This is a genomic window from Micromonospora sp. NPDC049204 (assembly GCF_040647935.1).
In the GTDB taxonomy this organism is placed as follows: domain Bacteria; phylum Actinomycetota; class Actinomycetes; order Mycobacteriales; family Micromonosporaceae; genus Micromonospora.
Genome location: NZ_JBEZDC010000012.1, coordinates 89,822 through 116,622, shown reverse-complemented (window position 1 = coordinate 116,622; position 26,801 = coordinate 89,822). Strand labels below are relative to the sequence as shown.

Sequence of the window (26,801 nt, the reverse complement as noted above, 5' to 3'; positions counted from 1 at the left end):
CGACCGGACGCCCGCACCTCAGCGAACGGCGAGAGCCTGCGCGGCCGGACCCACCGGGGCCGGCAGCGTACCGACACCGCCCAGATAGCCGTGGATGGCGGCGGCCGCCGCCCGCCCCTCGGCGATGGCCCAGACGATCAGCGACGCGCCCCGGTGCATGTCACCGGCCACGAACACCCCGTCGGAGTCGGTCTGCCAGTCGTCGCGGGCGTCGACGGCGCCCCGGGGATTGCGGGTCACGCCGAACTGGGCCAGCAACGGCTGCTGCTCGGTGCCCTCGAAGCCGATCGCCAGCAGCACCAGGTCGGCCGGCAGCTCCCGCTCGGAGCCCGGCACCACGGTGACGACCCGCCGGCCGTCGCGCTTCTCCACGGTCACCTCGGCGATCCGCACCGCTCGCACCTGGCCGGTGCCGTCGTCCACGAACTCCTGCACCGCGACGGCGAAGACCCGCTCGCCACCCTCCTCGTGCGCCGGGTAGCTGCGCAGCACCCACGGCCAGGTCGGCCACGGGTCCCGTGCCTCGTCGCGCCCCTGCGGCGGCTGCGGGTACAGGTCGAGCTGGTGCACGCCAGCGGCGCCCTGCCGGTGCGCCACGCCCAGACAGTCGGCCGCGGTGTCACCGCCACCGATGATCACCACGTGCTTGCCGGCCGCGTCGATCGGGGTGCCGTCCGGCAGCAGCGCACGCGCCGGCCGGCCCTCGCCGGTGGCCGGGACGCCCGGCTCGCCGGTGGCCGCGGTGGCGACCGCGCGATTCGCCGCGACGAGATGCGCCATGGCCTGGTGTACGCCCCGCAGCGCCCGTCCCGGAGTCTCCGGCGTGTCCCGCCCCTGCAACGCACCAGCGGCCAGCAGCACCGCGTCATGCTCGGCGCGCAGCTGCTCGGCGGTGACGTCCACCCCGACGTTCACCCCGGTGCGGAAGCGCACCCCCTCGGCGGCGAGCTGGGCCAGCCGGGCGTCGATGTGCCGCTTCTCCAACTTGAAGTCGGGAATGCCGTACCGCAGCAGGCCCCCGATCGCGTCGTCCCGCTCGTACACGGTCACCGCGTGACCCGCGCGGGCCAGCTGCTGGGCGGCGGCCAGGCCGGCCGGCCCGGAACCGACGACGGCGACCGACCGACCGGACGGCGCCGGCACCGGCCGAGGGACGAACCCGCGCGCCGCGGCGGCGTCGGCGATCTCCACCTCGACCTGCTTGATGGTCACCGGCTGCCCGCCGGAGATGCCGAGCACGCAGGCCGCCTCGCAGGGCGCCGGGCAGAGCCGGCCGGTGAACTCCGGGAAGTTGTTGGTGGCGTGCAGCGACTCCACCGCGGCGTCCCAGTTGCCGGTGCGGACCAGGTCGTTCCAGTCCGGGATGCGGTTGCCCAGTGGGCATCCGTCGTGGCAGAACGGGATGCCGCAGTCCATGCAGCGGGTGGCCTGCTCACGGACCAGCTCCTCGCCGGCCGGCGGGTACACCTCGCGCCAGTCACTGATCCGCACCGGCACCGGGCGGCGGGCCGGCAGACGCCGGTCGTAGCGCAGGAAACCGTTCGGGTCAGGCACGTGCCACCTCCTGGGCCGCCACCCGCGGGGCGGGCGGCACCGGCGCGGCGGACGGCACGCTGAGCGCGCTCATCACCGCGTCATCGACGTCGCGGCCGGCGGCTTCGGCGGCCTTCATGATCTCCAGCACCCGGCGGTAGTCGCGGGGTACCACCGCGGTGAACTCGGCCACCGCCTCCGGCCAGCGCTTGAGCAACTCCTCGGCGACCGCCGAGCCGGTCTCGGCCACATGCCGCTGGACCAGCTCGTGCAGCAGTGACTGCTCCTGCTCGCCCAGCGGCGCCAGGTCGACCATCTCCCCGTTGACCCGCGAACGATCCAGGTGGAGCACGTACGCCGTGCCGCCGGACATGCCGGCCGCGAAGTTCCGGCCGGTCGCGCCGAGCACCACCACCGTGCCGCCGGTCATGTACTCGCAGCCGTGGTCGCCGACACCCTCGACCACGGCGATCGCGCCGGAGTTACGGACCGCGAACCGCTCCCCCACCCGGCCACGAAGGAAGACCTCGCCCGCCGTGGCCCCGTACAGGATGGTGTTGCCGGCGATGATCTGATCCTCGGCCCGCTGCCCCGGCGCGGCGTCCGGGTCGAGGAACGGCGCGGCGGCGTCCGGACGGACGACGAGCCGGCCCCCGGAGAGGCCCTTGCCCACGTAGTCGTTGGCGTCGCCGTGCAGGCGCAGGGTCACCCCGCGCGGCAGGAACGCGCCGAACGACTGCCCAGCCGTGCCGTGCAGCACGAACTCGATGGTGTCCTCGGGAAGGCCGGCGCCGCCGAAACGACGGGTCACCTCGCCGCCGAGCATCGCGCCGACGCTGCGGTGCTCGTTGCGCACCGCCACCTCGACCCGCACCGGCGCCCCGTCCGTCAGAGCCGGACGGGCCAGCGCGATCAGCTCGTTGTCGAGCGCCTGCTCCAGGCCGTGGTCCTGCGCGCGGACCCCGCGTCGGGCCGCACCGGCGGGCAGCTCCGGCAGGTGCAGGACGGGCGCCAGGTCCAACCCGTGCGCCTTCCAGTGCGTCAGCGCCGGGGCCACGTCGAGCACCTCGGACTGCCCGATCGCCTCCTCGATCGACCGGAAACCCAGCTCGGCCAGGTAACCCCGGACCTCCTCGGCGAGGAAGAGGAAGAAGTTCTCCACGAACTCCGGCTTGCCGGTGAACCGCTCCCGCAGCACCGGGTTCTGGGTGGCGATGCCGACCGGGCAGGTGTCCAGGTGACACACCCGCATCATCACGCAGCCCTCGACGATCAGCGGCGCGGTCGCGAAGCCGAACTCCTCCGCGCCGAGCAGCGCCGCGACCAGCACGTCCCGGCCGGTCTTGAGCTGGCCGTCGACCTGCACGGTGACCCGGTCCCGCAGCTTGTTGAGCAGCAACGTCTGCTGCGCCTCGGCCAACCCCAACTCCCAGGGGGTGCCGGCGTGCTTGAGCGAGTTCATCGGGGAGGCGCCCGTGCCGCCGTCGTGGCCGGAGATCAGGATGACGTCCGCCTTGAGCTTCGCCACGCCGGCCGCGACGGTGCCGACACCGAACTCGCTGACCAGCTTGACGTGCACCCGAGCCGACGGGTTGACGCACTTGAGGTCGTGCACCAGCTGGGCGAGGTCCTCGATGGAGTAGATGTCGTGGTGCGGCGGCGGGGAGATCAGACCCACGCCGGGCGTGGCGTGCCGGGTGCGGGCGATCCACGGCCAGACCTTGTTGCCGGGCAGCTGACCGCCCTCACCGGGCTTGGCGCCCTGGGCCATCTTGATCTGGAGGTCGTCCGCGTTGACCAGGTATTCGCTGGTCACCCCGAACCGGCCGCTGGCGATCTGCTTGACCGCCGAGCGGCGCCTCGGGTCGTGCAGTCGGTCGACGTCCTCGCCGCCCTCACCGGTGTTGGACTTGCCGCCGAGGCGGTTCATCGCGATGGCGAGCGTCTCGTGCGCCTCCGCCGAGATCGACCCGTACGACATGGCGCCGGTGGCGAAGCGCTTGACGATCTCGGTGGCCGGCTCGACCTCCTCGATCGGCACCGCCGGGCGCAGCCCGGTACGCAGGGTGAACAACCCCCGCAACGAGCCGGCCTGCGCGGCGAGCGCGTCGACCTTCGCGGTGTACTGCCGGAAGACGTCGTACTGCCGGCTGCGGGTGGCGTGCTGCAACAGGAAGACCGTCTCCGGGTTGAACAGGTGCAGCTCACCCTCGCGGCGCCACTGGTACTCGCCGCCGACCTCCAGTCGGGCGGAGGCCGCGGTGCCGGCCGGGGGCCAGGCCAGCGCGTGCCGTGCCGCGACCTCGGTGTGTACGCCCGCCAGGCCGACCCCGCCGATCCGGCTGGGGGTGCCCCGGAAATAGCGCTCGACCAGCCGGGTTTCCAGGCCGACCGCCTCGAAGACCTGCGCGCCGCAGTAGGACGAGACCGTCGAGATGCCCATCTTCGACATGATCTTCAAAACGCCCTTGCCGAGCGCCTTGGCGTAGTTGCGCACCGCGGCGGCTAATTCCACCCCGACGAGCGCGCCGGTGGCGATCATGTCCTCGACGGACTCGAACGCCAGGTACGGGTTGACCGCCGCCGCGCCGTAGCCGATCAGGACCGCCGCGTGGTGCACCTCCCGGCAGTCGCCGGACTCCACGATCAGCGCCGCCTGGGTGCGGGTCTGCTCCCGCACCAGGTGCTGGTGCACGGCGGCGGTGAGCAGCAACGACGGGATCGGCGCCAGGTCGGCGTTGGAGTCCCGGTCGGAGAGCACCAGGATGCGGACGCCGTCCTCGATGGCCTCGGAGACGTGCCGGCAGATCTCGGTCAGCCGTGCCTTGATCCCGGCGGCGCCCTCCCGGATGCGGTACAGGCCGGACACCCGGACCGCCTTGAAGCCGGGCAGGTCGCCGTCCTCGTCGATGGAGAGGATCTTGGCCAGCTCGTCGTTGTCGATCACCGGGTGCGGCAGCACGATCTGCCGACAGCTCGCCGCGCCCGGGTCGAGCAGGTTGCCCTCCGGCCCGATCGTCGACGCCAGGCTGGTCACCAACTCCTCGCGGATGGCGTCCAGCGGCGGGTTGGTGACCTGGGCGAAGAGCTGATGGAAGTAGTCGTAGAGCAGCCGCGGCCGGGTGGACAACGGCGAGATCGGGGTGTCCGTGCCCATCGAGCCGAGCGGCTCGGCGCCGGTACGGGCCATCGGCGCGAGCAGGATCTTCAGCTCCTCCTCGGTGTAGCCGAAGGTCTGCTGCCGGCGGCGCACCGAGTCGTGGGTGTAGACGGTGTGCGCGCGGGGAGGCAGGTCACCCAGCTCGATCAGCCCGGCGTGCAGCCACTCGCCGTACGGCTGGGCGGCGGCCAACTCGGACTTGATCTCCTCGTCGTGCACGATCCGGCCGGCCACGGTGTCGACCAGGAACATCCGGCCTGGCTGGAGCCGCCCCTTCGCGACCACGTGCGCCGGGTCGAGGTCGAGCACGCCCGCCTCGGAGCCGAGCACCACGAGCCCGTCGTCGGTCTGCCACCAGCGCCCCGGGCGCAAGCCGTTGCGGTCCAGCACCGCGCCGACGATCTCGCCGTCGGTGAAGGCCACCGAGGCCGGCCCGTCCCACGGCTCCATGAGGCTGGCGTGGAAGCGGTAGAAGGCACGCTTGGCCGGCTCCATGCCCGGGTCGTTCTCCCAGGCCTCGGGGATCATCATGAGCACCGCGTGCGGCAGACTCCGCCCGGCCAGGTGCAGCAACTCCAGGACCTCGTCGAAGTTCGCCGAGTCGGAGGCGGCGGGGGTGCAGACCGGGAAGACCCGCCGGATGTTGCCCGGCACGTTCGGCGAGCGCAGGAGCGCCTCGCGGGCCTGCATCCAGTTGCGGTTGCCCCGGATGGTGTTGATCTCACCGTTGTGGGCGATGAACCGGTACGGGTGCGCCAGCGGCCAGGACGGGAACGTGTTGGTGGAGAAGCGGGAGTGCACGAGCGCGATGGCGCTGTCCACCCGCTCGTCGCGCAGGTCCGGGTAGAACGCCGGCAACTGGTCGGGGGTGAGCATTCCCTTGTAGACCATCGTCCGGCTGGACAGCGACGGGAAGTACGCCGGCACGCCCCGCTCGGCGGTCTCCCGTTCGGCCTGCTTGCGCAGGCAGAACGCCACCCGGTCCAGCTCGATGCCGCTCAGCGCGTCACCGGCCGGGCCGGCCGGTGAGCCGGTGAGCCGGCGCGCGGCCACGAAGACCTGCCGGACCCGGGGCATCGCCGCCAGGGCGGTCTCGCCGAGCCCTTCCGGGGCGATCGGCACCTCCCGCCAGCCGAGCACCTCGGCACCCTCGACCAGCGCGTACTTCTCGACCACCTGCCGGGCACGCGCCTCGCCGGCGTCGTCGTCGGGGAGGAAGACCAGCCCGGTGGCGTACTCGCCCGCCGGGGGTAGCGCAACGTCGGCCGCCGCGCGCAGGAACGTGTCCGGCACCTGGATCATGATGCCCGCGCCGTCGCCGGTGTTGGGCTCCGCGCCCCGGGCACCCCTGTGGTCCAGACGGCAGAGCGCGCCGAGCCCGTTGGCGACGACCGCGTGGGAACGGCGACCGTGCAGGTCCGCCACGAAGGCCACCCCGCAGGCGTCGTGCTCCTGCACGGGGTCGTAGAGGCCCTGGGCGGACGGGCGGGTGCCGGGCATCGGGGACGCCTGCGGGCTGTGCGGGTGCGGCTGTGTCATTTCCGCGTACGGCTGAGCCACCGGGCCTCCTGTCGTCACTCAGGTTGATCATGCAGGGGACGACGTCGGCCCGTGGGTCTATTGAGTCTACGTTAGGGCCCGGCTCGCACAGCCACCTGAGATTGATCACACCGTCCACAGGCTGGGACGTGTAGTCTCGCGCGGTGGATCCGCTACACAAGGACGTCTTCGACCGGTTGGAACGCTTCTACGACGCGGTGCCCCGCGACGTCGCCGCCGCGGAGGATCATGGCGGGCTGGTGCTGTTCGTGCGCGAAGGTGCCGGCTGGCCGTTCTACGCACGCCCCCGGATCGGCGCCGGCGAGCCGCCGTCGCTCGCCGACGTGACCTCGGTCCGCGGGCGGCAGCGCGAGCTGGGTCTGCCGGAAGCCTTCGAGTGGGTGCACGAGACGACTCCCGAGCTGCTGGCGGTGGCCCGCTCCGCGGGGCTGCACGTGCTGGAGGCGCCGCTGATGGTCCTCGACCCGGCCGCGCTGCCCGACCCGGCGACCCTGTCCGACGCGGCGGTGCGGGTGCTGGCGGCCGACTCCCCCGGCTTCGCCGCCGACGTCGCGGCCCGACGCGCGGTGGCAGCGGTGTCGTTCGCCGCCGCCGGCACCGCGCCCGGTGCGGCCGGTCCGGCCGAGCGGGACGCCGCGGTCACCGAACTGGAGTTGGCCGCGCTCGACGAGGAGCGGACCCGGATCGCCGACGGCCGACGGATCTCCGCGCTCGCCGGGACGGCGACCGACGGGGCGCTGGCCAGCGGCATGGCCATGCGCGTCGGCGACGTCGCGGAGATCGCCGGCGTGGCCACGTTGCCGGCCGCCCGGCGGCGCGGGCTGGGCGCCGCAGTCACCGCCACCCTCGCCCGGGAGCTGCACGCGGCCGGCACCGACCTGATCTTTCTCTCCGCGGGCAGCGACGACATCGCCCGGGTCTACCTGCGGGTGGGCTTCCGCCGCATCGGCACCGCCTGCATCGCCGAACCCGCCGCGCTCATCGCCTGACCGCTCCCGCCGCCCGCCCCGCCGCGACGCGCCCCGCCGCGCGATCTTGCACTTTCTGTTGCGACAAAAACGGATATCTAACGCGTATCGGCGACAGAAAGTGCAAGATCGGCGCGGGTGTGCGGGTGTGGGGTGGGGTGGGGTGGGTCAGGCTGGGGGACGCCACTGGGCGGCCGAGGCGGCGGCGCTGGAGAGCAGCCGCGTGTTGATCGTGCCGAGTGCGGCGTCGCGGGCGCGCAACGCCAACCGGCCCCGGGCCTGGAGCACCGCCGACATCCGCCGGGTCTGCCGGACCACGGTCGTGGCCCGGGGGCGACGAATCCGGTCGTACGCCTGCACCGCGTCGGGCAGTCGAGCCTCGCGCAGCAGCGAGGCGAGCGTGGCGGCGTCCTCGAACGCGAGGCAGGCGCCCTGCCCGAGGTGCGGCGGCATGGCGTGCGCCGCGTCGCCGAGCAGCACCACCCCGCCCGGCCCAACGGGGAAGCCGTACGCACGGGGCAGCGGACGCAGCTCGCGGACCTCCTGCTGGACCAGGTCGGCCGGGTCGGTGGCGTCGAGCAGCGCGCCGATCGGGGCGGGCCAGCCCGCGTACCAGCGGCGCAGCAGGGCGAGCTGGGTCTCCGGGGGTTCCGGGCGAGGAGCGCCGGCGGCAGTGGCCACCCAGTAGATCCCGCCCCGGGTGGACCCACCCGAGGAGCCGCGCTCACCCAACGACGCGGCCACGAACCGGTAACCGGCACCGAGGATCTCACCGACCAGCGGTTGGTCGTCGGGCAGCCGCGGCGCCTGGTACCAGGGAATGACGGCCCGCCACGCGGCGCAGCCGGAGCTGACCACCCGGGACTCGGGCGCGAGTTGGCGGCGGATGCCGCTGTCGGTGCCGTCGGCGGCGACCACCAGGTCGGCCTCGATGGTCTGCCGCCCGTCGCTGACCCCCGGTCGCTCGCCCGGCTCGACGCGGACGTGGCGCACGGTCACGCCGGTACGCAGCTCGACCCGCTCACCGAGGCCCGCGATCAGCGCGTCGTGCAGGTCTTCGCGGTGCACCACCACCGGCATCCGGTCGGCCGGGATGGGCCGGGGCTGCACGAGCCAGTGCCCGTCCGGGCGACGGACCCCGCCGTCGGACAGCGGGGTGGCGATGGCGGTCAGACCCGCGCCGAGGCCGAGGGCCTGCAACGCGCGGACGCCGTTGGGCCAGAGCACCACGGCGGTCGGCTCGGGGCGAATCCGTTCGGCGCGTTCCAGCACGGTGACCTGCCAGCCCGAACGGGCCAGCGCACCGGCCACCGCGAGGCCACCGACCCCCGCGCCGACCACCACCGCGCTTCGCATCGGTGCCGCCCCCGCTCAGCTGTCCCGGTCGGCGGGCCGCACGCCTGCGGCGTCGGCCCGGTCGGTACGCACACCCGACGGGTCGTCCACCGGCTCGTCGTCGGTCGACGGGCCGTCGACCGACGACGCGTCATCGAGCGGCTCGGCGCCCTGGTCGGTGGCCGGCTCCGCTGGGATGACGCCGGTGTCCTGCCAGGCGGCGTACTGCTCCTCGCTGACCACCCGGTAGCCCTCCGGGGCGGTGGCCCGCGCGGGGGTCTCCCGCTCCGAGAGGTCGATCTGGGACAGGTCGGAGGTGGGAGGCGGGGTCGGCGTCGCCACCGCGCCGAGCGGGATCAGGTAGTCCCGCGGGCCGCGCACCCGGACGAAGTAGATCAACGCGCCGAGGAAGACCAGGCCGGCGGTCCAGACGTTCAGTCGTACGCCCAGAATCTGGTTGGCCTCGTCGGTGCGCATCATCTCGATCCAGAACCGGCCGACGGTGTAGCCCATCACGTAGAGGGCGAACGCGCGACCACGGCCCAGCTTCAGCCGGCGGTCCAGGAGAAGGACCAGGGCGACGACGCCGAGGTTCCACAGCGCCTCGTAGAGGAAGGTCGGCTGGTAGAGGCCCGGTTCGAGGATCGGCTGCCCGGCGTCGTCCCGCAGCGCGTGCCCCGGGTTGTCCGGATCCATCCGGTGGATCTGCAGGCCCCACGGCAGCGTGGTGCGGCCACCGAACAGCTCGTTGTTGAACCAGTTGCCGACCCGGCCGACCGCCTGGGCCAGCGCCAGCCCGGGTGCCACCGCGTCGGCCACCACGCCGAACGGGATGCCGAGCTGCCGGGCGGCGATGTACGCACCGACCGCCCCACCGGCGACGGCGCCCCAGATGCCGAGACCGCCCTCCCAGATGGCGAAGGCCTTCATCGGGTCCCCACCGGTGCCGAAGTATTTCTCCGGTGAGGTGACGACGTGGTAGATCCGGGCGCCGATGATGCCGGCCGGCACCGCCCAGACGGCGATGTCGAGCACCGCGCCGGGCGCGACGCCGCGCTGCCGCAGCCGGCGCTCCGTCACCCAGCAGGCCAGCACGATGCCGGCGATGATGCAGAGCGCGTACGCCCGGATCGGCACCGGCCCGAGTTGCCAGACCGCGGTGCTGGGACTGGGCAGGGCCGCCTGGGGGGACAGCGAGGCGAGGGTCACGGGTGCACACGCTACCGCTGCACACCCCCGTAGCGGCACCCCGGGCACGGGAGCGCGCATCTCGGTGACTTCTGGTTTGCGCCCCCGTACGCTCTTTGTCCATGAGCGCGCTCACCTGGGCGGTCGCCGCGGTCGTCACCGACGACACCGGCCAGGTGCTGCTCTGCCAGCAGGGCCGGGGAGAGCGCCGCTACGCGTTGCCCGGTGGGCGGCTGCGTCCGGCCGAGAGCCCGGTGCGGGCGGCCCTACGGGACATCCGCGCGGAGACCGGCTGGGAGATCGAGCTGGTCGACCTGGTCGGCGTCTACCACCTGAGCGGCCCCACCGGGCAGACGTCGCCCGGGCGCGTCGGGCCGCTGCCCGACGTACTCGTGCACGTCTTTCGGGCGTGCGCCACCGACGGCCACCCGCCCGCCGACCCCCTGCCGGGTTGTCGGTTGTCCTGGCACTCCCCCGACGCGCTGCCCGAGGCGGTCACCCCGCTCACCCGGGCCGCCGTCGCCGACGCGACCGCCGGCCGCTCCGGCATGCTCCGCGACGTCCCGCCGCTGCCCGGCCCCACCGAGGCCTCGCCGCCAGCCGCTCGCCCAGCCGAGCAGGACCGAACGGCGACCAGCCCGGACGGGCGGTCGGGAGTGGGGCAGCCACCCGAGCAACGCGGCGAGGCCGCGGACCCGTCCCGGCGCCACTGACGAATCCGTCAGCGACCCGAGGCCCGCCGCAGGGACGCGAATCCCTCGCCGCGGGTGGGGTCAGCGGGTGGGGTTGCGGACGCCCTCGGCGAGTTCGGCACTGAGGGCACGCAGGGAAGCCAGCCCCTCCGCCTCGGTGGGCGCGTCGAGCAGACACCTGATCAGCGCACTGCCGACGATCACCCCGTCGGCGTAACCGGCGACGGTGCCGGCCTGCGCACCCGTGCCCACGCCGAGACCGACACCCACCGGCAGGTCGGTGACCTCCCGGACCCGGGAGACAAGCGTCGGCGCGGCGTCCGAGGTACGCGCCCGGGCGCCGGTGACACCCATGACCGCTGTCGCGTAGACGAAACCGCGGCAGTGCTGCACGGTCATCGCCAGCCGCGCGTCGGTGGACGACGGGGAGACCAGGAACGTGCGGTCCAGTCCATGTGCGTCCGAGGCGGCCAGCCACTCGGCCGCCTCGTCGGGAATGAGGTCGGGAGTGATCAGACCGGTGCCACCGGCGGCGGCGAGGTCACGGGCGAACACGTCCACGCCGTACCGTTCGACCGGGTTCCAGTAGGTCATGGTGACCACCGGAGCGCCGGTGGCCGCCACCGCCTCGATGATGCGCAGGGTGTCCCTGGTGCGGACGCCGCCGGCCAGCGCGATGTCGCTGGCCTTCTGGATCACCGGCCCGTCCATCACCGGGTCGGAGTAGGGAATCTCCACCTCGATGACGTCGACACCGGCCTCGACCATTGCGGTCATCGCGGCGATGCTGCCGTCGACGCTCGGGAACCCGGCCGGCATGCAGCCGATCAGCAGGGCCCGTCCGTCGGCGCGGGCCTTGTCGAAGGCCACCCCGATCCGGCTCATCTCACCGCTCCTTGTCGAGGATGCCGAAGTAGTCGCCGGCGGTGTGCACGTCCTTGTCGCCCCGACCGGAGAGGTTGACCACGATGGTGGGCTCCCGACCCAGCTCGGCGGCGAGCTTCGGACCCAGCGCGACGGTGCCGGCGAGCGCGTGGGCGCTCTCGATCGCCGGGATGATCCCCTCCGTGCGGCACAGCAGCTCGAAGGCGGCCATCGCCTCGACGTCGGTGACCGGGAGGTAACTCGCCCGGCCGGTGTCGTGCAGCCAGGCGTGCTCGGGCCCGACGCCCGGGTAGTCCAGACCGGCGGAGATCGAGTGCGACTCCAGCGTCTGCCCGTCGGCGTCCTGCAACACGTAGGTGCGGGTGCCGTGCAGGACACCGGCCGACCCACCCGTGATGCTGGCCGCGTGCCGGCCGGTGGCCACGCCGTCGCCGCCGGCCTCGAACCCGTACAGCCGCACGTCGTCGTCGCCGACGAACGCGTGGAAGATGCCCAGCGCGTTGGAGCCGCCGCCGACGCAGGCGGTGACCGCGTCCGGCAGCGCGCCGGTCAGGTCGAGGCACTGCTGACGGGCCTCGTCACCGATGCCCCGGACGAAGTCGCGGACCATCGCCGGGAACGGGTGCGGACCGGCGGCGGTGCCGATCAGGTAGTGCGTCTCGTCGACGTTCGCCACCCAGTCGCGCATCGCCTCGTTCATCGCGTCCTTGAGGGTGCGCGAGCCGTTGGTGACCGGCACGACGGTGGCGCCGAGCATCCGCATCCGGGCCACGTTGAGCGCCTGCCGCTCGGTGTCGACCTGGCCCATGTAGACCACGCACTCCAGGTCGAACAGGGCGGCGGCCGTCGCGGTGGCCACGCCGTGCTGGCCGGCGCCGGTCTCGGCGATCACCCGGGTCTTGCCCATCCGCTTGGTGAGCAGCGCCTGGCCGAGCACGTTACGAACCTTGTGCGCGCCCGTGTGGTTGAGGTCCTCACGCTTGAGCAACACCCGCGCCCCGACCTTCGCGGAGAACCGCCGGGCCTCGTAGAGCAGCGACGGCGTGCCCGCGTAGTCGCGCAGCAGCGCGCCGAACTCGGCCCGGAAGGACTCGTCCGCCATGGCCGTGCGCCACGCCCCGTCGAGCTCGTCGAGCGCGGCCACCAGGGCCTCGGGAACGAACCGACCGCCGAAGCGGCCGAAGTGGCCGGCGGAGTCGGGCTGCGGGCCGGCCACCGGGGCCAGCGCGTCGGCGCTCATCGGAAATCCTCTCGGTGGGGCGTCCGGTGCGAGGTCAGCGCACCGGCCGGGGCGTTGCCGGGTGATTACCCGCGTTGACCAGCTCGGCGACCGCCTCGCGAGGACTCTTCTGCGTGACCAGGCCCTCGCCCACGAGGACCGCGTCAGCACCCGCGGAGGCGTACCGGATCAGGTCGTGCGGACCACGAACGCCGGACTCGGCGATCTTGACGACGCTGCTGGGCAGGCCGGGTGCGATCCGCTCGAACACCGACCTGTCGACCTCCAGGGTACGCAGGTCACGGGCGTTGACCCCGATCACCTGAGCGCCCGCCTCCAGCGCGCGGTCGGCCTCTTCCTCGTCGTGCACCTCGACCAGAGCGGTCATGCCCAGCGACTCGATCCGCTCCAGCAGGCCCATCAGCACGTTCTGCTCGAGCGCGGCGACGATCAGCAGCACCAGGTCGGCGCCGTGCGCGCGCGCCTCGTGGATCTGGTAGCTGGAGACCACGAAGTCCTTGCGCAGCACGGGCACGCTGACCGCGGCCCGAACGGCCGCCAGGTCGTCGAGTGAGCCACCGAACCAGCGCCCCTCGGTCAGCACACTGATCGCCCGCGCCCCACCGGCGGCGTAGTCGACCGCCAGGTCGGCCGGATCGGCGATCTCGGCCAGCCGCCCCTTGGACGGCGACGAGCGCTTCACCTCGGCGATCACGGCGACGCCGGGCTTACGCAACGCCGCGTACGCGTCCAGCGGCGGCGGCGCCGCCGCTGCCAGTTCACGGATCCGCTCCAGCGGAACCTGCTCCTGGCGTCGGGCGACGTCCTCACGCACGCCAGCCAGAATCTCGTCGAGCACGCTTACGGACGCTGCCTGACCGGCCTCGTCCCCCTCCGCGTGCGCATGCTCAGCAGTCACCAACGGACTCCCCTCTCCGGGCGTCATGGGCCGATGCTAGGGGCAGCCGACCGACGCCGAATGCCGGGGGTATGGCGCTGCTCACGAAAAGGGCTGCGGCATAATGGCCGACTTGCCGTGAACGGTATGTCACGCAGCGCCACCTCCCGTATCGACAATCGCAACGCGGTATGGAGCCTGGCGGCCGCGGTCAGACCGTGCCGATGCATCGATCATGCCACCAGTTCCCCGCCCGCGCCCGACGACAACGGCGTCGGTCGATGTTGTGAGCAATCTCAAGGCCGAACGGACGGCCCCTGGTCACGGCCGAGGCGGGACAGTTGACCCGGCGGTCACGACGGCGAAACGTCAGCCGGCCAGCATCGTCCTCGGGCAGACTCGATGACGCGCCTGCCCCGACCGTCGCAACTCCTCGTGCGAGGTGACCATGAGCATGTCCGAGCCGCAAGCGACAATCGGCCTGACGACCATCTCGCGGACGGTGGCATCGCTCGCCGTCGGTGTGGTGCACACCGTGGAACGGGCCGTGGTGGGCGAGGGGCGGATGCGCACGGCGCGTGGCAACGCCTGGGAGGCGGTCTGCGCCGACCGGGCCCGCGCCGACCAGCGCGCCGAACTGAACCGCCTGGTGGCCGAACTGACCGCCGCCCGCGCCGCCAGCCAGCGACCGCGGCCGGACCGTCAACCGGTCGGCTGACACCCACCTGTCGTAGCTGCCGTCGCCCTCACTCGGCCGTCGGGTCCTCACCCCGATCCAGCGCGTCCCACGCCTCGGTGGTCCGTCGCCCGGCCATCGGCGCGGGCGACTCCGATGCGCCGGTCGGCGCGGGCGCGGCCTGCGGGGCGGTGCGGGCCGGCCGCTCGTAGCGGGCACCCATCGCGGGCCAGCCGCCACCGCGCACCGCCGTCCAGAAACCGCCCGCAGCGGCCAGCAGGCCGCCGAGCAGGCAGAGCACCGGCCACTGCCGGCTCACCGAGCCGTCGACGTCCACACCCAGCCCGTACCCACCGCCGGCCGCCACGGCCAGAGCGAGCACACCGAGCAGCGCACCGAGCACCTGCCGCAGCCGACCCCGGGTAGCCAGCAGCGCGCCACCGCCGGCCAACGTCACCAGGGCCAACGCCGGCAGCCAGGGCAGCAGCCCGGCACCGCTGTGCGTGTCGCGGACCGGCGGCAGCGGCGCCGGGCGCACGGTCAGCTCGACCGACCAGGTCCGCGTCGCGGCCCACAGCGCCAGGGCCGCGCCGACCAGACAGAGAAGTACGGCGTACGTCAACTCACGCCGGCCCCCGACGGACCGCTCACCATCCCTCATCGGGCTGGCCTTTCGTTCGCGACTGCGGGGCTCCGCTGCGCTGCACTCCTCGCGCTCACCGGTGCCGGCCTTTCGTTCGCGACTGCGGGGCTCCGCTGCGCTGCACTCCTCGCGCTCACCGGGCTGGCCGCAATGTTTCGGCGGCGGCGATCGCCGCCAGTACGGCGGCGGCCTTGTTCCGCGTCTCCTGATCCTCGGCGGCCGGGTCCGAGTCGGCCACCACCCCGGCCCCGGCCTGCACGTAGGCGCGGCCGTCACGGATGAGCGCGGTCCGGATGGCGATCGCCATGTCCAGGTCGCCACCGAAGCCGAAGTAGCCCACCGTGCCGCCGTAGAGGCCCCGGCGGACCGGCTCCAACTCCTCGATGATCTCCATGGCCCGCACCTTCGGCGCACCGGAGAGGGTCCCGGCCGGGAAGGTCGCGGCGAGCGCGTCGAACGCGCTCTGGTCGTCACGCAGCGTGCCGGTGACGGTGGAGACGATGTGCATGACGTGGCTGTACCGCTCGATGGTGGCGAACTCGGGCACCTCCACGCTGCCGGGCTGACACACCCGGCCCAGGTCGTTGCGGCCGAGGTCGACGAGCATCACGTGCTCGGCGCGTTCCTTGGGGTCGGCGAGCAGCTCCGCGGCGAGCACGGCGTCGGCGGCCGGGGTGCCACCGCGCGGCCGGGTGCCGGCGATCGGGTGCAGCAACGCCCGACGCCGCCCGTCCGCGCCGCCGGTGACCTTCAGGTGCGCCTCCGGGGACGAGCCGACGATGTCGAACCCGTCGAAGCGCAGCAGGTACATGTACGGGCTGGGGTTGCTGGTGCGCAGCACCCGGTAGACGTCCAGCGGGTCGGCGTGCGTCGAGCGCTCGAAGCGCTGGGAGAGCACGATCTGGAAGCACTCACCGGCCCGGATCGCCTCCTTGGCGGCCTCCACCGCCTTCGGGTAGCCGCCGTCGGGCGTACGGCAGAGCACCTCCCCGGCCGTCGGACGCTCGACGGTGGAGATCATCGGCGGGATGGGCCGGGACAGCGCCGTGGTCATCGCGTCGAGTCGGCCCACCGCGTGGTGGTACGCGGCGGCGACCTGCGGGGCGCGGTCCGGGGCGTCCAGCGGCGGCAGCACCGCGTTGGCGACCAGGATCGCCGAGCCGTCGTAGTGGTCGAGCACCACCAGGTCGGTGGCGAGCATCATGCCCAACTCCGGCACGCCGAGGTCGTCCTCGGTCAGCTCGGGCAGCCGCTCGAACCGGCGGACCAGGTCGTACCCGAGGTAGCCGACCATGCCCCCGGTCAGCGGCGGCAGACCGTCGGACGGGTCCCCGACCGGGCCGGCGAGCGCCGCCACCGTCTCCCGCAGCACCCGCACCGGGTCACCGCCGGTGGGCAGCCCCGCCGGCGGCGTGCCGAGCCAGGTCGCCACGCCGTCGCGCTCGACGAGGGTGGCGCTGCTGCGGACGCCGATGAACGAGTACCGCGACCAGGCCAGGCCGGCCGAGCCGACGCCCTGCTCGGCCGACTCCAGCAGGAACGTGCCCGGTCCACCGGCCAGCTTCCGGTAGACCCCGACCGGCGTCTCCGCGTCGGCCAGGAGCCGCCGGGTCACCGGCACCACCCGCCAGTCGGCGGCCAGCTCCGTGAATGTGCCCAGGTCGGGGCTGACGGTGCCGTCGGTCATGGCTGGGTCTGCCTTTCGTTCGCGGCTGCGGGACTGCGCCGGGCTGCGCCGCGCGCGCTCACCGTGCCTCCGGGGAGGTGACGGGCAACTCGGTGAAGAAGCAGGTCCGCTGGCCGGTGTGGCAGGCCGCGCCGACCTGGTCCACGCTGACCAGCAGCGCGTCTCCGTCGCAGTCCAGCGCGACCGATCGGACGTACTGGTGGTGCCCGGAGGTGGCCCCCTTGACCCAGTATTCGCGTCGGCTGCGCGACCAGTAGGTGGCCCGACCGGTGGTGAGGGTGCGGTGCAGCGCCTCGTCGTCCATCCAGGCGACCATCAGCACCTCGCCCGAGTCGTGCGCGCGGACCACCGCGGCGACCAGACCGTCGGCGGTACGGCGCAGTCGGGCGGCGATGGCCGCGTCGAGTCGGGACGGGCGGGCCGACCCGGAGGCCACCGGGTCGCTCGGAGCGCTGGGGACGCCGGTCGCCGGCGAGTCAGGTACGGACACAGTGTCCAAGTGTCCCGCACGTGGCGCGGGCACCGGTGACCGCTCCCGGCAGGGCTGCGGCGCGGGTCCGTCCGGCCGGGCCAACTGGGCCACGTAACGGTCCAGCCGGCCGTCGAGCAGGGCGGCGGCCAGGTCCGCCCCGGCCGCCTCGGCGATCTCCTCGGCGTACGGTCGGATCAACGGCAGGGTGCCGGCGACGAGCCGGACGGCGGCGGCCCACAGTTGGCCGGTGGCGCCCGGTCGGAGCCCGAGGCAGAGCAGCATGTCCGCCCGGTAGCCCGGTGGGGCCACCGGCAGGTCCAGGGCCGCCGCGAAGGCCGCCCGGCGGGAGTGGACCCGCACCGACGGGTTCGCGGGGCGCAGCACCGACGGGCAGAGTCGGGCCAGGTCGGCGACGGCGAGCCGGACCCCGAGGCGGTCGTGGGCGGACCGGGCGGCCGCTGCCTTACCGAGCGTGGCGATCAGCTCCTCGAGTCGGGGTGGTTCGGCGGGCTGGCAGAGCACCGGCAGGTCGATCCGGGGCCGCCAGTGCGGGTCGGCCCAGAGCAGCCGCGCCGGCGCGGTGACCGGCAGCCCGAACGCCCAGTCGGCCGGTTCGCCGAGCCGGTGCACCCAGGAGCGGACGTCGCGGGCGGCGACCGAGACGTGGGTGACCCGACCTGCGGATTCGGCCAGGTACGCCTGCCGCGCCGCGTACGGCGCGCCGCCGACCAGCACGTCGAGGTCGACGTCGCTGTGCGCGGTGGCCGCTCGGCGGGCGTGGCTGCCGCGCAGCAGGATGCCGACGACCGGCCGCTCGACGGTCTGCCGCAACCGCGCGGCCCAGTCCTCGAAAAAACCGCTATTCGGTAACGGAGCGTGACCCACGGCGCCATCGTGCCGTACGTCCGATCAGCGCGCAATGCCCGTTGGCGGACTCGCTGTCCGGTCCGAAGCCTACTGCCCGTTCTCATGCTCGATGCACGGTAGCTGGCCGATCGCCGGTCCCGCCGTTGCACCGAAGGCAGTATTTCATCTAGCGTTGAGTTCAACAGATGATGAGTTTCTTGGGAGGCACGTGATGGACGACGCGATAGGCGTCCGCGACCTGGTCGTCGACCGGGGCGGGCGGCGGGTGCTGGACCGCATCAGCTGCCAGGTCCCCCGTGGGGCCGTCACCGGGCTGCTCGGCCCCAGCGGCAGTGGCAAGACCACGTTCATGCGCGCCGTGGTCGGGGTGCAGGTGGTCAGCGGCGGCACGGTCACCGTGCTGGGCCAACCGGCGGGCACCCCGGCGCTGCGGCACCGGGTGGGTTACCTGACCCAGGCGCCGAGCGTCTACGCCGACCTGACCGTCCGGGAGAACGCCCGCTACTTCGCGGCCCTCTACGGGCGCGGACGGGTCGAGGCCGACCGGGCGATCAGCGATGTCGGCCTGGCCGAGGCCGCCGGTCAACTGGTCGCCACCCTCTCCGGCGGTCAACGCAGCCGGGCCTCGCTGGCCTGCGCCCTGGTCGGGGAGCCGGAGCTGGTCATTCTCGACGAGCCGACAGTCGGTCAGGATCCGGTGCTGCGGGCCGACCTGTGGGCCCGGTTCCACGCGATGGCCGCCGCGGGCACCACCCTGCTGGTGTCCAGTCACGTGATGGACGAGGCGGCCCGCTGCGACCGGTTGCTGCTGATCCGCCAGGGACGGTTGATCGCCGACGACAGCCCGGCCGCCATCCGCGCCGCCGCCGGTGTGGACGATCTCGACGAGGCGTTCCTGCGCCTGATCCGGGCCGGCGAGGCGGGTCCCACCACCACCGTTTCGAACGCCGCACAGGAGCAGTCATGAACCCCCGGATCCTGGCGGCCACCACCGGCCGCATCCTGCGTCAGCTCCGGCACGATCGGCGGACGATCGCGCTGCTCGTGGTGGTGCCGGCCGTCCTGCTCACCCTGGTCTACTTCATGTACGCCGACCAGCCGACCCCACCCGGCCAGCCGACGACGTTCGACCGGGTCGCGTTGGTGATGCTGGGCATCTTCCCCTTCGTGATCATGTTCCTGGTGACCAGCATCGCCATGCTCCGCGAACGCACCTCCGGCACCCTGGAACGTCTGCTCACCACACCGCTGGGCAAGCTCGACCTGCTCTTCGGGTACGGCATCGCGTTCGGGCTGGCCGCCGCCGTGCAGGCGGCCGTCGCCGCCGCCGTCGCGTACTGGGTCTTCGACCTGGAGACCGCCGGCAGCATCGGACTGGTGATCGGGATCGCCGTCGTCGACGCCGTGCTCGGTGTCGCCCTCGGGCTGCTGTGCAGCGCCTTCGCGCGGACCGAGTTCCAGGCAGTACAGTTCCTGCCAGTCGTGGTGGTCCCCCAACTGCTGCTCTGCGGGCTGTTCGTGGCCCGTGACCAGATGGCCGGCTGGCTCCAGGCACTCAGTGACGCCTTCCCCCTCTCGTACGCCATCGAGGCGTTGCAGGAGGTCGGCGCCCACGCCGAGCCGACCGGCACGATGTGGCGGGACGTGGCGGTGGTGCTCGGTGCGGTGGTGCTGGCGCTGGTGCTCGCGGCGGCCACCCTGCGCCGACGCAGCGGCTGACGGCCGGCGCCGGGGGCGGCGGCCGGCGCGGCGGCCGACCCCGGCGCGGGCAGGGCCGGCCCACGACGGGCCAGGCGGACGAACGAAGGGCGGCGATGACGCGGCGAACCGGCCGGCGACCCGGCAAACCGGGCACCCGGGAGGCGATTCTCGACGCGGCGCGGACGGCGTTCGCCGAACGGGGCTTCGACGCCGCCTCGATCCGGGCCATCGCCGGCGCGGCGGAGGTCGACCCGGCGCTGGTGCACCACTACTTCGGCAGCAAGGACCACCTCTTCCGGACCGCGATGGATTTTCCGGTCGATCCCGGTCAGCTGGTGCCGAAGGTGCTCGCCGGTGACCGGGACGGCGCCGGTGAGCGGATGGTGCGCATCTTCCTCGGCGTCTGGGACTCCCCGACCGGCAGCGCCGCGCAGGCACTGCTGCGCTCCGCGGTGAGCAACGAGTGGACCGCCCGACTGCTGCGCGAGTTCGTCACCACCCAGGTGCTGCGCCGGGTGCTGGAGAACCTCGACGTGGATCCGGCCGAGCTACCGCTGCGCGGCTCCCTGGTGGCCACCCAGATGATCGGCCTGGCCATGATGCGGTACGTGGTGCGCCTGGAGCCGGTCGCCTCGGCGGACCCGGAGACCCTCGTCGCCGCGATCGGCCCGACGATCCAGCGCTACCTCACCGGCCCCCTGCCGACCTGACCGTCAGCGCGGCGGCTGAGCGCTGGCGGGCAGGCGCAGCGGTGGGAGCAGTCGCGGCAGGTCGGCCGGGTCGGCCACCGGGCCGGGAAAGGCCAACCGGATCCGACGTCGGGCGCCGGGGTGGCCGAGGGCGACCACCAGCCCGTAGCGGTCGATGCGCACCACCCGGGGCGGCCCGTCGAGGGTCTGCTCGGTCAACCCGAGCTGCCGGCGCAGGTACGCGGTCACCTGGGCGCCGTGGCGCTCGGCGAGGTCGGCGAGCAGACGCGCCTCGACCGGGTGCACCGGGTCCGGCTCGGCCTCGGCGTACTCCCCCGGGTCGATCCGGCGCACGGCGCCGGCGCGCTCCCAGCGGACCTCGACCACCTCGAAGCGGAACAGCCGGAACCGGGTGCCCAGGTCGAGCAGGTCGCCGGTCGGCTCCACCGCTGCGAAGTCGAGCGCCGCCCGGCGAGCCTCGTCGCCGTGCAACTCGCCCGCCCAGCCGGAGACCCAGGCGCGACCCAGACCCGGCGCACCGGCGGCGGGCGGCAGGTCGAGCACGTCGAGCACCACCGCGATGTCGCTGGCCCCGGCGACCGGCTGGAGCGCGGCGGCCAGGTGGCTGGCCACCGGCACCAGCAGCAGCACCCGCCCGTCCGGGTCGGTCACGTGCCGGGCGTGGTGCGGGCCCGGCCGGTGCGCGAGATGGACGAGACCGGGCAGGCGGCCGGCGACGAGGGTACGGACGATCTCGGCGGGCTTGGGCCGCATGGCGCGACCTCCTTCGAAGGTTAGGCTTACCTAACCCGGAGCCTAGAGCACCCGGCCGTCGGCGTCCACCACCCTCGCGTAGCCGGGACAGCTCACCGGGTCTGCTCCAACCACGAGGCATAGAGCAGGCCATATACCGAGTCGGCGTCGCGGACCAACTCGTCGTGCGGGCCGCGCTGCACCACCCGCCCCCGGTCCACCACGATGACCTCGTCGGCGGCCTGCGCCGTGGAGAGCCGGTGCGCGATCGCGAGGGTCGTCCGGCCCCGGGTGACCGCGTCCAGGGTGCGTTGCAGACGCACCTCGGTCGCCGGGTCCACCGCGCTCGTCGCCTCGTCCAGCACCAACAGGTCCGGATCGGCCACGTACGCGCGGGCCAACGCGACCAACTGCCGCTCACCGACGCTGAGCGCCTCGCCGCGCTCCCCGACCGGTGTGTCCAGACCCGCCGGGAGACCCTCCAGCCAGTCCGACAGGCCCAGCTCGGTGAAGGCCGCGCTCAGCTCCTCGTCGGTCAGCTCCGGCCGGGCGAACCGGACGTTGTCCCCCACCGTCGCGTCGAAGAGGAACCCGTCCTGCGGCACCATCACCACCCGGGAGCGCAGCGAGTCGAACCGCACCTCCGCCAACGGCACCCCGGACAGCAGCACCGCCCCGGCCGACGGGTCCATCAGACGGGTCAGCAACTTGGCGAAGGTCGTCTTGCCGCTGCCGGTCTCGCCGACCACCGCCACCCGGCTCTTCGCCGGGATCTCCAGGTCGATGTCGTGCAGCACCGGCGGGCCACCCGGATAGGCGAACCGCACACCGGCGAACCGGATGTCCAGCGGCCCGGCCGGCAGCTTGCGCCCCTGCTCCCCCGGGTCGGCCACGTCGGGGGCGACGTCCAGCACATCCAGCACCCGACGCCAGCCGGCGATCGCGTTCTGCGCCTCGTTGAGCACCTCGGTGGCGATCTGCACCGGCTGGATGAAGAGCGTCACCAGGAACAGGAACGCGGTCAACTGGCCGATCGACAGCGTGCCGTCCACCCCCAGCGTCACCCCGAGCACCACCACACCCGCCAGCGCGAGCCCCGCCGCCAGCTCGCCGACCGAGCTGCCCACGATGCTGATCCGGATCGCCCGCTGCTGCGCCAGACGCTGCGCGTCGATCGCCTCGTCCAACCGCCGCTCGGTGCGGCCCGCGATCCCGTACGCCCGGATCACCGGCGCGCCCACCACGCTCTCGCCGATCGTGCCGAGCAGCGTGCCGGTGCGCTGACGCACCGTCGCGTACGCCGAGCCCAGCCGCTGCTGCAACTGCCGGATGATGAACACCGCCGGCAGGAACGCGGCCAGCACCACAAGGGTCAACTGCCAGGAGTACGCGAGCATCACGGCGGTGGTGACCACCAGCTGACCGAGGTTGACCAGCAGGATCACCCCGCCCCACTGGAGGAACTGGGTGATCTGGTCGACGTCGCTGGTGACCCGCGAGACCAACGAGCCCCGCCGCTCCGACTGCTGGTGCAACATCGACAGGTCGTGCACGTGCCGGAACGCCCGCGTCCGGACGTTGGCCAGCGCCGTCTCGCTGACCGTGAACAGCCGGCGCATCATCAGATAACCGCAGACCGTCGTGACCGCCAGGATCGCGGCGGTGACCGCCACCACCGTCCACACCACGTCGAGGTCCAGACCACCGACGAGGCCGCGGTCGATGCCCTGCTGCACGGCGACCGGCACGGCCACCCGACCGACCATGTAGACCAACGCCAGGGCCAGGGTGCCGGCCAGGCCGGTCCGCAGCTCCGGAGAGAGCGCCAGACCCCGGCGCAGGGTCTGCCAGGTCGTCTCCTGCTTCTCAGCGGTCTCAGACGTCTTTACGCTCACCGGGCTGGCCTTTCGTTCGCGACTGCGGGGCTCCGCTTCGCTGCACTCCTCGCGCTCACCGGACCCGCCTTTCGTTCGCGACTGCGGGGCTCCGCTTCGCTGCACTCCTCGCGCTCACCGGTCCACCTCGATCTCCAGGCCCGAGGGCAGCGGCACGACCTCGTCGCCGTACGCGCTCTCCTGCGCGCGCTCGACCTCCGCCTGCTCGTAGGCGGTGACCAGGTCGACGTAGCCGGGCACGGTGGCCAGCAACTCGCTGTGCGTGCCCCGGGCGAGCACGCGTCCCTGCTCCACGTAGATGACCTCGTCGGCGAGCGCGATGGTCGCCCGGCGGTACGCCACCACGAGGATCGACGCGACCGGCACCCCCGGCTCGGCGGTCGACGATCGCAGCCCGGCCAGGATGGCCGCCTCCACCCGCGGATCGACCGCGCTCGTCGCGTCGTCGAGCACCAGCAGGCGCGGCCGGCCGGCCAGCGCACGGGCCAGGGTGAGCCGCTGCCGCTGCCCGCCGGAGAGCGACGTGCCCCGCTCGCCGACCATGGTGTCCAGACCGTCGGGCAGCGCGGCGACGAACCCGTCCGCCTCGGCCAGCCGCAGCGCCGCCCAGACCGCCTCGTCGTCGATGCCCGGCCGGTCGAGGGCGATGTTGGCGCGTACCGAGTCGTCGAAGACGAACGGCACCTGGGCGACCAGCGCCACCGTGCCGGCCAGCGAGGCGGCGGTCAGCTCGCGCACGTCCACCCCGTCCAGGGCGACGGTGCCGGAGTCCGGGTCGACGAGGCGTACCGCCAGCGAGGCGATCGTGGACTTGCCGGCGCCGGTGGGCCCGACCAGGGCCACCGTCCGACCGGCCGGCACCGTGAAGCCGACCTCACCGAGGACCTGTGCGCCGACCTCGTGCGCCTCGGCCGGCGGGTAGGAGAAGTGCACGTCGCTGAAGGTGAGGGTGGCCGGGCCGGAGCTGGCCGGGTCGAGCACGCGCTGGCCGTACGGCATCTCGCCGGTGGCGTCGAGTACCCGGCGCACCCGGTCCCAGCCGGCGACGCTGCGCGGCAGCTCGGCCAGGACCCACCCGATGGCCCGGACCGGGAAGGCCAGCACGGTGAAGAGGAAGGCGACGCTGACCAGCTCGGTGACGCTGATGGCGCCCTGGCGCAGCCGGAACGCCCCGACCACCAGGACGGCGAGGGTGCCGAGGCTGGGCAGCGTCTCCAGCAGCGGGTCGAAGATGCCGCGCAGCCGGCCGACCGCGATCAGCGAGTCGCGCAGCTCACCGGCGCGGCCCGCGAACCGGGCGGTCTCCTGGGCCTCGCGGCCCATCGTCTTGACCACCAGGGCGCCGTCGAAGCTCTCGTGGGCGATCCCGCTGACCTCGGCGCGCAGCCGCTGCGCCCGGGCCTGGCGGGGTGCCATCCGGCGGGAGTAGACGACGTTGAGGGCGAACAGCGCGGGGAAGACCGCGAGCCCGACGAGGGCCAGCGCCCAGTCGGTGGCGAAGAGCGACACGATCGCGCCGACGAGCATCACCAAGGTGCCGACGGCGAACGGCAGCGGCGCGATCGGGTACCAGGCCGCCTCCACGTCCGAGTTGGCGTTGGACAGCAGGGTGCCGGTGGAGTTGCGGTGGTGCCAGGACAGCGGCAGCTCCAGGTAGCGACGGGTGACCCGGCGGCGGTAGGAGGCCTGGAGGCGGTACTGCATGTAGCCGGCGCCGAGCCGGCGGCCGAAGATGCCCGCCACGCGCAGCACACTGATCCCGAACAACGCGGCCGCGGCCAGCGCCAGGGTGCCGGCGCCCACCTCGCCGCGTTCGATGGCCGGAAGCGCCACCTCACCGATGACCGTCCCGACGACCCGCGCGCTGACGATGATCATCCCGCCGAACAGCACGCTGCCGACGACCGCGACCGTGAAGATCCGGGGCTGCTCGCGGATCGCCTGCCGCAGGACGCCCAGCCCTCGGCTGAGCACATCCCGACTTGTCTTGCTCGCCACGCTTTCCCCCGCCGTAAGCCGCAATTATCTCCCTCATCCTTACCGGTCCGGGCCAGCGCCGCCGACCCGGACCGGATATGTCGACCGTCACGTACCGGGTGACGACGAGCGGCCGGCGACGGGCCGGCGGCCGGTGTCGCGCGCCGACGAGCCAGCGGGCCTACGATCGGCGCATGCCGCGGTACGCCCGAGCCGAGCGCGAGGCGCTGGCCGATCTCCTGCTGGCCCTCGGGCCGGACGCCCCGACGATCAACGAGGGGTGGGCGACCCGTGACCTCGCCGCGCACCTGGTGCTACGGGAACGCCGCCCGGACGCCGCCGGTGGGATCATGCTGCCGCCGCTGCGCGGCTACGCCGAACGGGTGCGTCGCCGACTCGCCGCGCGGCCCTACCCGGAGCTGGTGGCGCAGGTACGACGGCCGCCGCTGTGGAGCCCGGTCAGCAACCCCCTGACCGACGAGTTGGCCAACACGATGGAGTTCTTCATCCATCACGAGGACGTGCGGCGGGCCAGCTCCGGATGGCAACGGCGCGACCTGCCCGCCGGCCTGCAGAGCGCCCTGTGGAAACGTGCCGCCCCGCTGGCCCGGCTGGCCCTGCGCCGCTTCCCGGCGGACCTGTACGTGCAGGCGCCCGGCCACGGCGAGATCTCCGTCGGCCGGGGTGGGGAGCCGCTGCGGTTGGTCGGCGCCCCCGCCGAACTGGTCCTGTTCCTGTCCGGCCGGCAGCGGGTGGCGAAGGTCCAACTGGACGGGCCGACGGACGCCGCGCGTCGGCTACGCGCCGCCAAGCTGGGCATGTGACTCCCTGAGCTGAAGCGGTCACAAGTCAAGTGTGGCGTTGCGCACACCCAGCGAAACACGCTGATGTCCCCTCCCGTACTCTTCACCGCGCCGCTCCGCGCCGGGCGGTACGAAGTGGGGGCGCACTGTGCGGAATTTTGCGATTTCGGCGCTGCGGGAGCCTCCATTTCGTGCGGGGCGCCACGCGGCCGCCGAGCAGGTGGGGAGCGAGAGCGTCGAGTGGGCGCGCACGTTCGGGCTGGTCGATTCCGGCCAGCGCGTGCGTCGGCTGCAACGGGCCGACGCCGCCGGCCTGTCCGGCCGAGCCTGCCCGGACGGGTCGGTGGACGGGTTGCGCCTGCTCACCGACCTGATCAGCTGGCTCTTCGTGATGGATGACGCCTGCGACGAGGACGGCCTCGGCGCCGACCCGGCCCGGCTGGGGCCGGCGATCAGCACCCTGATCGACGTGCTGGACCGCTGCGGAGACCCGGACGTCGTACCGCCCGCCGTCGGGCCGCTCGGTGACGCGCTGCACGACCTGTGCCGCCGCACCCGGCTGCACGACAATCCGGCCCTGCTGTTGCGGTTCGTCAGCCAGATGCGGGAGTACCTGCTGGCGTTGCTCTGGGAGGCTGCCAACCGGGAGCGTCGGCGGGTACCCGAGGCGGCGGAGTACGTCCAACTGCGGCGGCACATCGGTGGCGTACGCCCGTGCCTCACACTCACCGACCTGGCGGCGGCCCAGCCACTCGGGTCGGCCCAGCACGCCCATCCGGCGCTGGTCACCCTGGATCTGCTGGCGGTCGACCTGGTGTGCTGGTGCAACGACCTCTTCTCCTACGGCAAGGAGAGTCAGGTCGACCCGGACGCGCACAACCTGGTGACGGTGCTCGCCCGCGCCAGCGGCGCGGATGAGGCGAGCGCGCTGCGGGCCGCGGCGGACCAGTTCAACCAGGGGCTGGCCGCGTACCTGGATGTCGAGAAGGCGCTGCTGGCCGACGGGGACGACGGCATGCGCCACGCGCTCGCGGCACGGCGAAACTGGGTCCGCGCCACCTACGACTGGTCAGTCGTCGCCGACCGGTACGCCTGATTCGCCCGTACCAGTTCGGCCGGACGATCACCCGGACTAGCCGCCGCACCGCGCCAGGCAATACTCTTCGGTAACCATCATGACGTGACGACCGTCACGTCACC

General features: G+C 73.3%; 21 protein-coding genes and 1 pseudogene. 8 read left to right on the top strand and 14 right to left on the bottom strand.

Annotated elements, in window-relative coordinates:
• Positions 1-18: 18 nt before the first annotated feature.
• Together AB0A90_RS22660 and gltB are read right to left on the bottom strand one after the other, a co-directional pair.
• Positions 19-1,554, bottom strand: a complete 1,536-nt coding sequence (locus AB0A90_RS22660; protein WP_357251189.1) for a glutamate synthase subunit beta — start codon at positions 1,552-1,554, stop codon at positions 19-21.
• Positions 1,547-6,232, bottom strand: a complete 4,686-nt coding sequence (gene gltB / locus AB0A90_RS22655; RefSeq protein WP_357251434.1) for a glutamate synthase large subunit — start codon at positions 6,230-6,232, stop codon at positions 1,547-1,549. Before gltB ends, AB0A90_RS22660 begins: the two co-directional genes overlap by 8 nt.
• A gap of 164 nt (positions 6,233-6,396) precedes the next feature.
• Here gltB and AB0A90_RS22650 point away from each other — a divergent pair, with 164 nt between their 5' ends.
• Positions 6,397-7,242 carry a GNAT family N-acetyltransferase gene (locus tag AB0A90_RS22650; protein WP_357251186.1) on the top strand — a complete coding sequence of 282 codons (846 nt, stop codon included), beginning with the start codon at positions 6,397-6,399 and terminating at the stop codon, positions 7,240-7,242.
• Between the two features lie 147 nt (positions 7,243-7,389).
• Here the strand turns inward: AB0A90_RS22650 and AB0A90_RS22645 are convergent, their stop codons facing one another.
• Both AB0A90_RS22645 and lgt read right to left on the bottom strand, forming a co-directional pair.
• Entirely contained in the window at positions 7,390-8,577 is a 1,188-nt protein-coding gene (locus AB0A90_RS22645) for an NAD(P)/FAD-dependent oxidoreductase (RefSeq protein ID WP_357251183.1), read from the bottom strand.
• A 15-nt stretch (positions 8,578-8,592) separates the two neighbouring features.
• Complete coding sequence (gene lgt / locus AB0A90_RS22640; protein WP_357251181.1) at positions 8,593-9,765, bottom strand: prolipoprotein diacylglyceryl transferase; 1,173 nt, start codon at positions 9,763-9,765, stop codon at positions 8,593-8,595.
• Positions 9,766-9,866: 101 nt separating this feature from the next.
• Here lgt and AB0A90_RS22635 point away from each other — a divergent pair, with 101 nt between their 5' ends.
• Complete coding sequence (locus AB0A90_RS22635) at positions 9,867-10,457, top strand: NUDIX hydrolase (RefSeq protein WP_357251179.1); 591 nt, start codon at positions 9,867-9,869, stop codon at positions 10,455-10,457.
• A 60-nt stretch (positions 10,458-10,517) separates the two neighbouring features.
• Here the strand turns inward: AB0A90_RS22635 and trpA are convergent, their stop codons facing one another.
• Genes trpA through trpC form a run of 3 tightly spaced genes read right to left on the bottom strand, consistent with a single transcriptional unit; the run spans position 10,518 to position 13,399 of the window.
• Positions 10,518-11,321, bottom strand: a complete 804-nt coding sequence (gene trpA, locus AB0A90_RS22630; RefSeq protein WP_357251176.1) for a tryptophan synthase subunit alpha — start codon at positions 11,319-11,321, stop codon at positions 10,518-10,520.
• 1 nt (position 11,322) lies between these two features.
• The gene (gene trpB / locus AB0A90_RS22625) at positions 11,323-12,561 is read right to left on the bottom strand and encodes a tryptophan synthase subunit beta (protein ID WP_357251173.1); all 1,239 of its coding nucleotides are present in this window, start codon (positions 12,559-12,561) and stop codon (positions 11,323-11,325) included.
• Positions 12,562-12,595: 34 nt separating this feature from the next.
• Complete coding sequence (trpC, locus tag AB0A90_RS22620; protein ID WP_357251431.1) at positions 12,596-13,399, bottom strand: indole-3-glycerol phosphate synthase TrpC; 804 nt, start codon at positions 13,397-13,399, stop codon at positions 12,596-12,598.
• 487 nt (positions 13,400-13,886) lie between these two features.
• Here trpC and AB0A90_RS22615 point away from each other — a divergent pair, with 487 nt between their 5' ends.
• On the top strand, positions 13,887-14,156 hold the full coding sequence (locus AB0A90_RS22615; RefSeq protein ID WP_357251170.1) for a hypothetical protein: 270 nt from the start codon (positions 13,887-13,889) through the stop codon (positions 14,154-14,156).
• Between the two features lie 28 nt (positions 14,157-14,184).
• Here the strand turns inward: AB0A90_RS22615 and AB0A90_RS22610 are convergent, their stop codons facing one another.
• From AB0A90_RS22610 to AB0A90_RS22595, 4 genes and pseudogenes are all read right to left on the bottom strand, one after another.
• Positions 14,185-14,775, bottom strand: a complete 591-nt coding sequence (locus tag AB0A90_RS22610; RefSeq protein WP_357251167.1) for a Trp biosynthesis-associated membrane protein — start codon at positions 14,773-14,775, stop codon at positions 14,185-14,187.
• A 115-nt stretch (positions 14,776-14,890) separates the two neighbouring features.
• Positions 14,891-16,444, bottom strand: a complete 1,554-nt coding sequence (locus AB0A90_RS22605) for an anthranilate synthase component I (protein ID WP_357251164.1) — start codon at positions 16,442-16,444, stop codon at positions 14,891-14,893.
• 58 nt (positions 16,445-16,502) lie between these two features.
• Complete coding sequence (hisI, locus tag AB0A90_RS22600; protein WP_357251429.1) at positions 16,503-16,934, bottom strand: phosphoribosyl-AMP cyclohydrolase; 432 nt, start codon at positions 16,932-16,934, stop codon at positions 16,503-16,505.
• A gap of 180 nt (positions 16,935-17,114) precedes the next feature.
• Positions 17,115-17,438: pseudogene (locus AB0A90_RS22595) on the bottom strand (phosphoribosyl-AMP cyclohydrolase); the annotation flags it as partial.
• Between the two features lie 556 nt (positions 17,439-17,994).
• Here AB0A90_RS22595 and AB0A90_RS22590 point away from each other — a divergent pair.
• From AB0A90_RS22590 to AB0A90_RS22580, 3 genes are all read left to right on the top strand, one after another.
• Positions 17,995-18,750, top strand: a complete 756-nt coding sequence (locus AB0A90_RS22590; RefSeq protein WP_357251161.1) for an ABC transporter ATP-binding protein — start codon at positions 17,995-17,997, stop codon at positions 18,748-18,750.
• Positions 18,747-19,502, top strand: coding sequence for an ABC transporter permease (locus AB0A90_RS22585; RefSeq protein ID WP_357251158.1), 756 nt, complete (start codon positions 18,747-18,749; stop codon positions 19,500-19,502). The genes AB0A90_RS22590 and AB0A90_RS22585 overlap by 4 nt, the downstream gene beginning before the upstream one ends.
• A gap of 95 nt (positions 19,503-19,597) precedes the next feature.
• Positions 19,598-20,194: a TetR family transcriptional regulator gene (locus tag AB0A90_RS22580; protein WP_357251155.1), complete on the top strand. Its 597-nt coding sequence runs from the start codon at positions 19,598-19,600 to the stop codon at positions 20,192-20,194.
• A 3-nt stretch (positions 20,195-20,197) separates the two neighbouring features.
• On the opposite strand, the gene AB0A90_RS22575 is transcribed toward AB0A90_RS22580, so the two are convergent.
• The 3 genes from AB0A90_RS22575 to AB0A90_RS22565 form a co-directional block, all read right to left on the bottom strand.
• Positions 20,198-20,947 carry a DUF2470 domain-containing protein gene (locus AB0A90_RS22575; RefSeq protein ID WP_357251152.1) on the bottom strand — a complete coding sequence of 250 codons (750 nt, stop codon included), beginning with the start codon at positions 20,945-20,947 and terminating at the stop codon, positions 20,198-20,200.
• Between the two features lie 92 nt (positions 20,948-21,039).
• Positions 21,040-22,821 carry an ABC transporter ATP-binding protein gene (locus tag AB0A90_RS22570; protein ID WP_357251149.1) on the bottom strand — a complete coding sequence of 594 codons (1,782 nt, stop codon included), beginning with the start codon at positions 22,819-22,821 and terminating at the stop codon, positions 21,040-21,042.
• Between the two features lie 114 nt (positions 22,822-22,935).
• Positions 22,936-24,819 (bottom strand): ABC transporter ATP-binding protein, encoded by a 1,884-nt coding sequence (locus AB0A90_RS22565; RefSeq protein ID WP_357251146.1) that lies wholly within the window; start codon positions 24,817-24,819, stop codon positions 22,936-22,938.
• Between the two features lie 173 nt (positions 24,820-24,992).
• Between AB0A90_RS22565 and AB0A90_RS22560 the strand changes: the two genes are divergently transcribed.
• Positions 24,993-25,622: a TIGR03085 family metal-binding protein gene (locus AB0A90_RS22560; protein WP_357251143.1), complete on the top strand. Its 630-nt coding sequence runs from the start codon at positions 24,993-24,995 to the stop codon at positions 25,620-25,622.
• Positions 25,623-25,821: 199 nt separating this feature from the next.
• Positions 25,822-26,697, top strand: a complete 876-nt coding sequence (locus AB0A90_RS22555) for a terpene synthase (RefSeq protein WP_357251140.1) — start codon at positions 25,822-25,824, stop codon at positions 26,695-26,697.
• Positions 26,698-26,801: the final 104 nt, after the last annotated feature.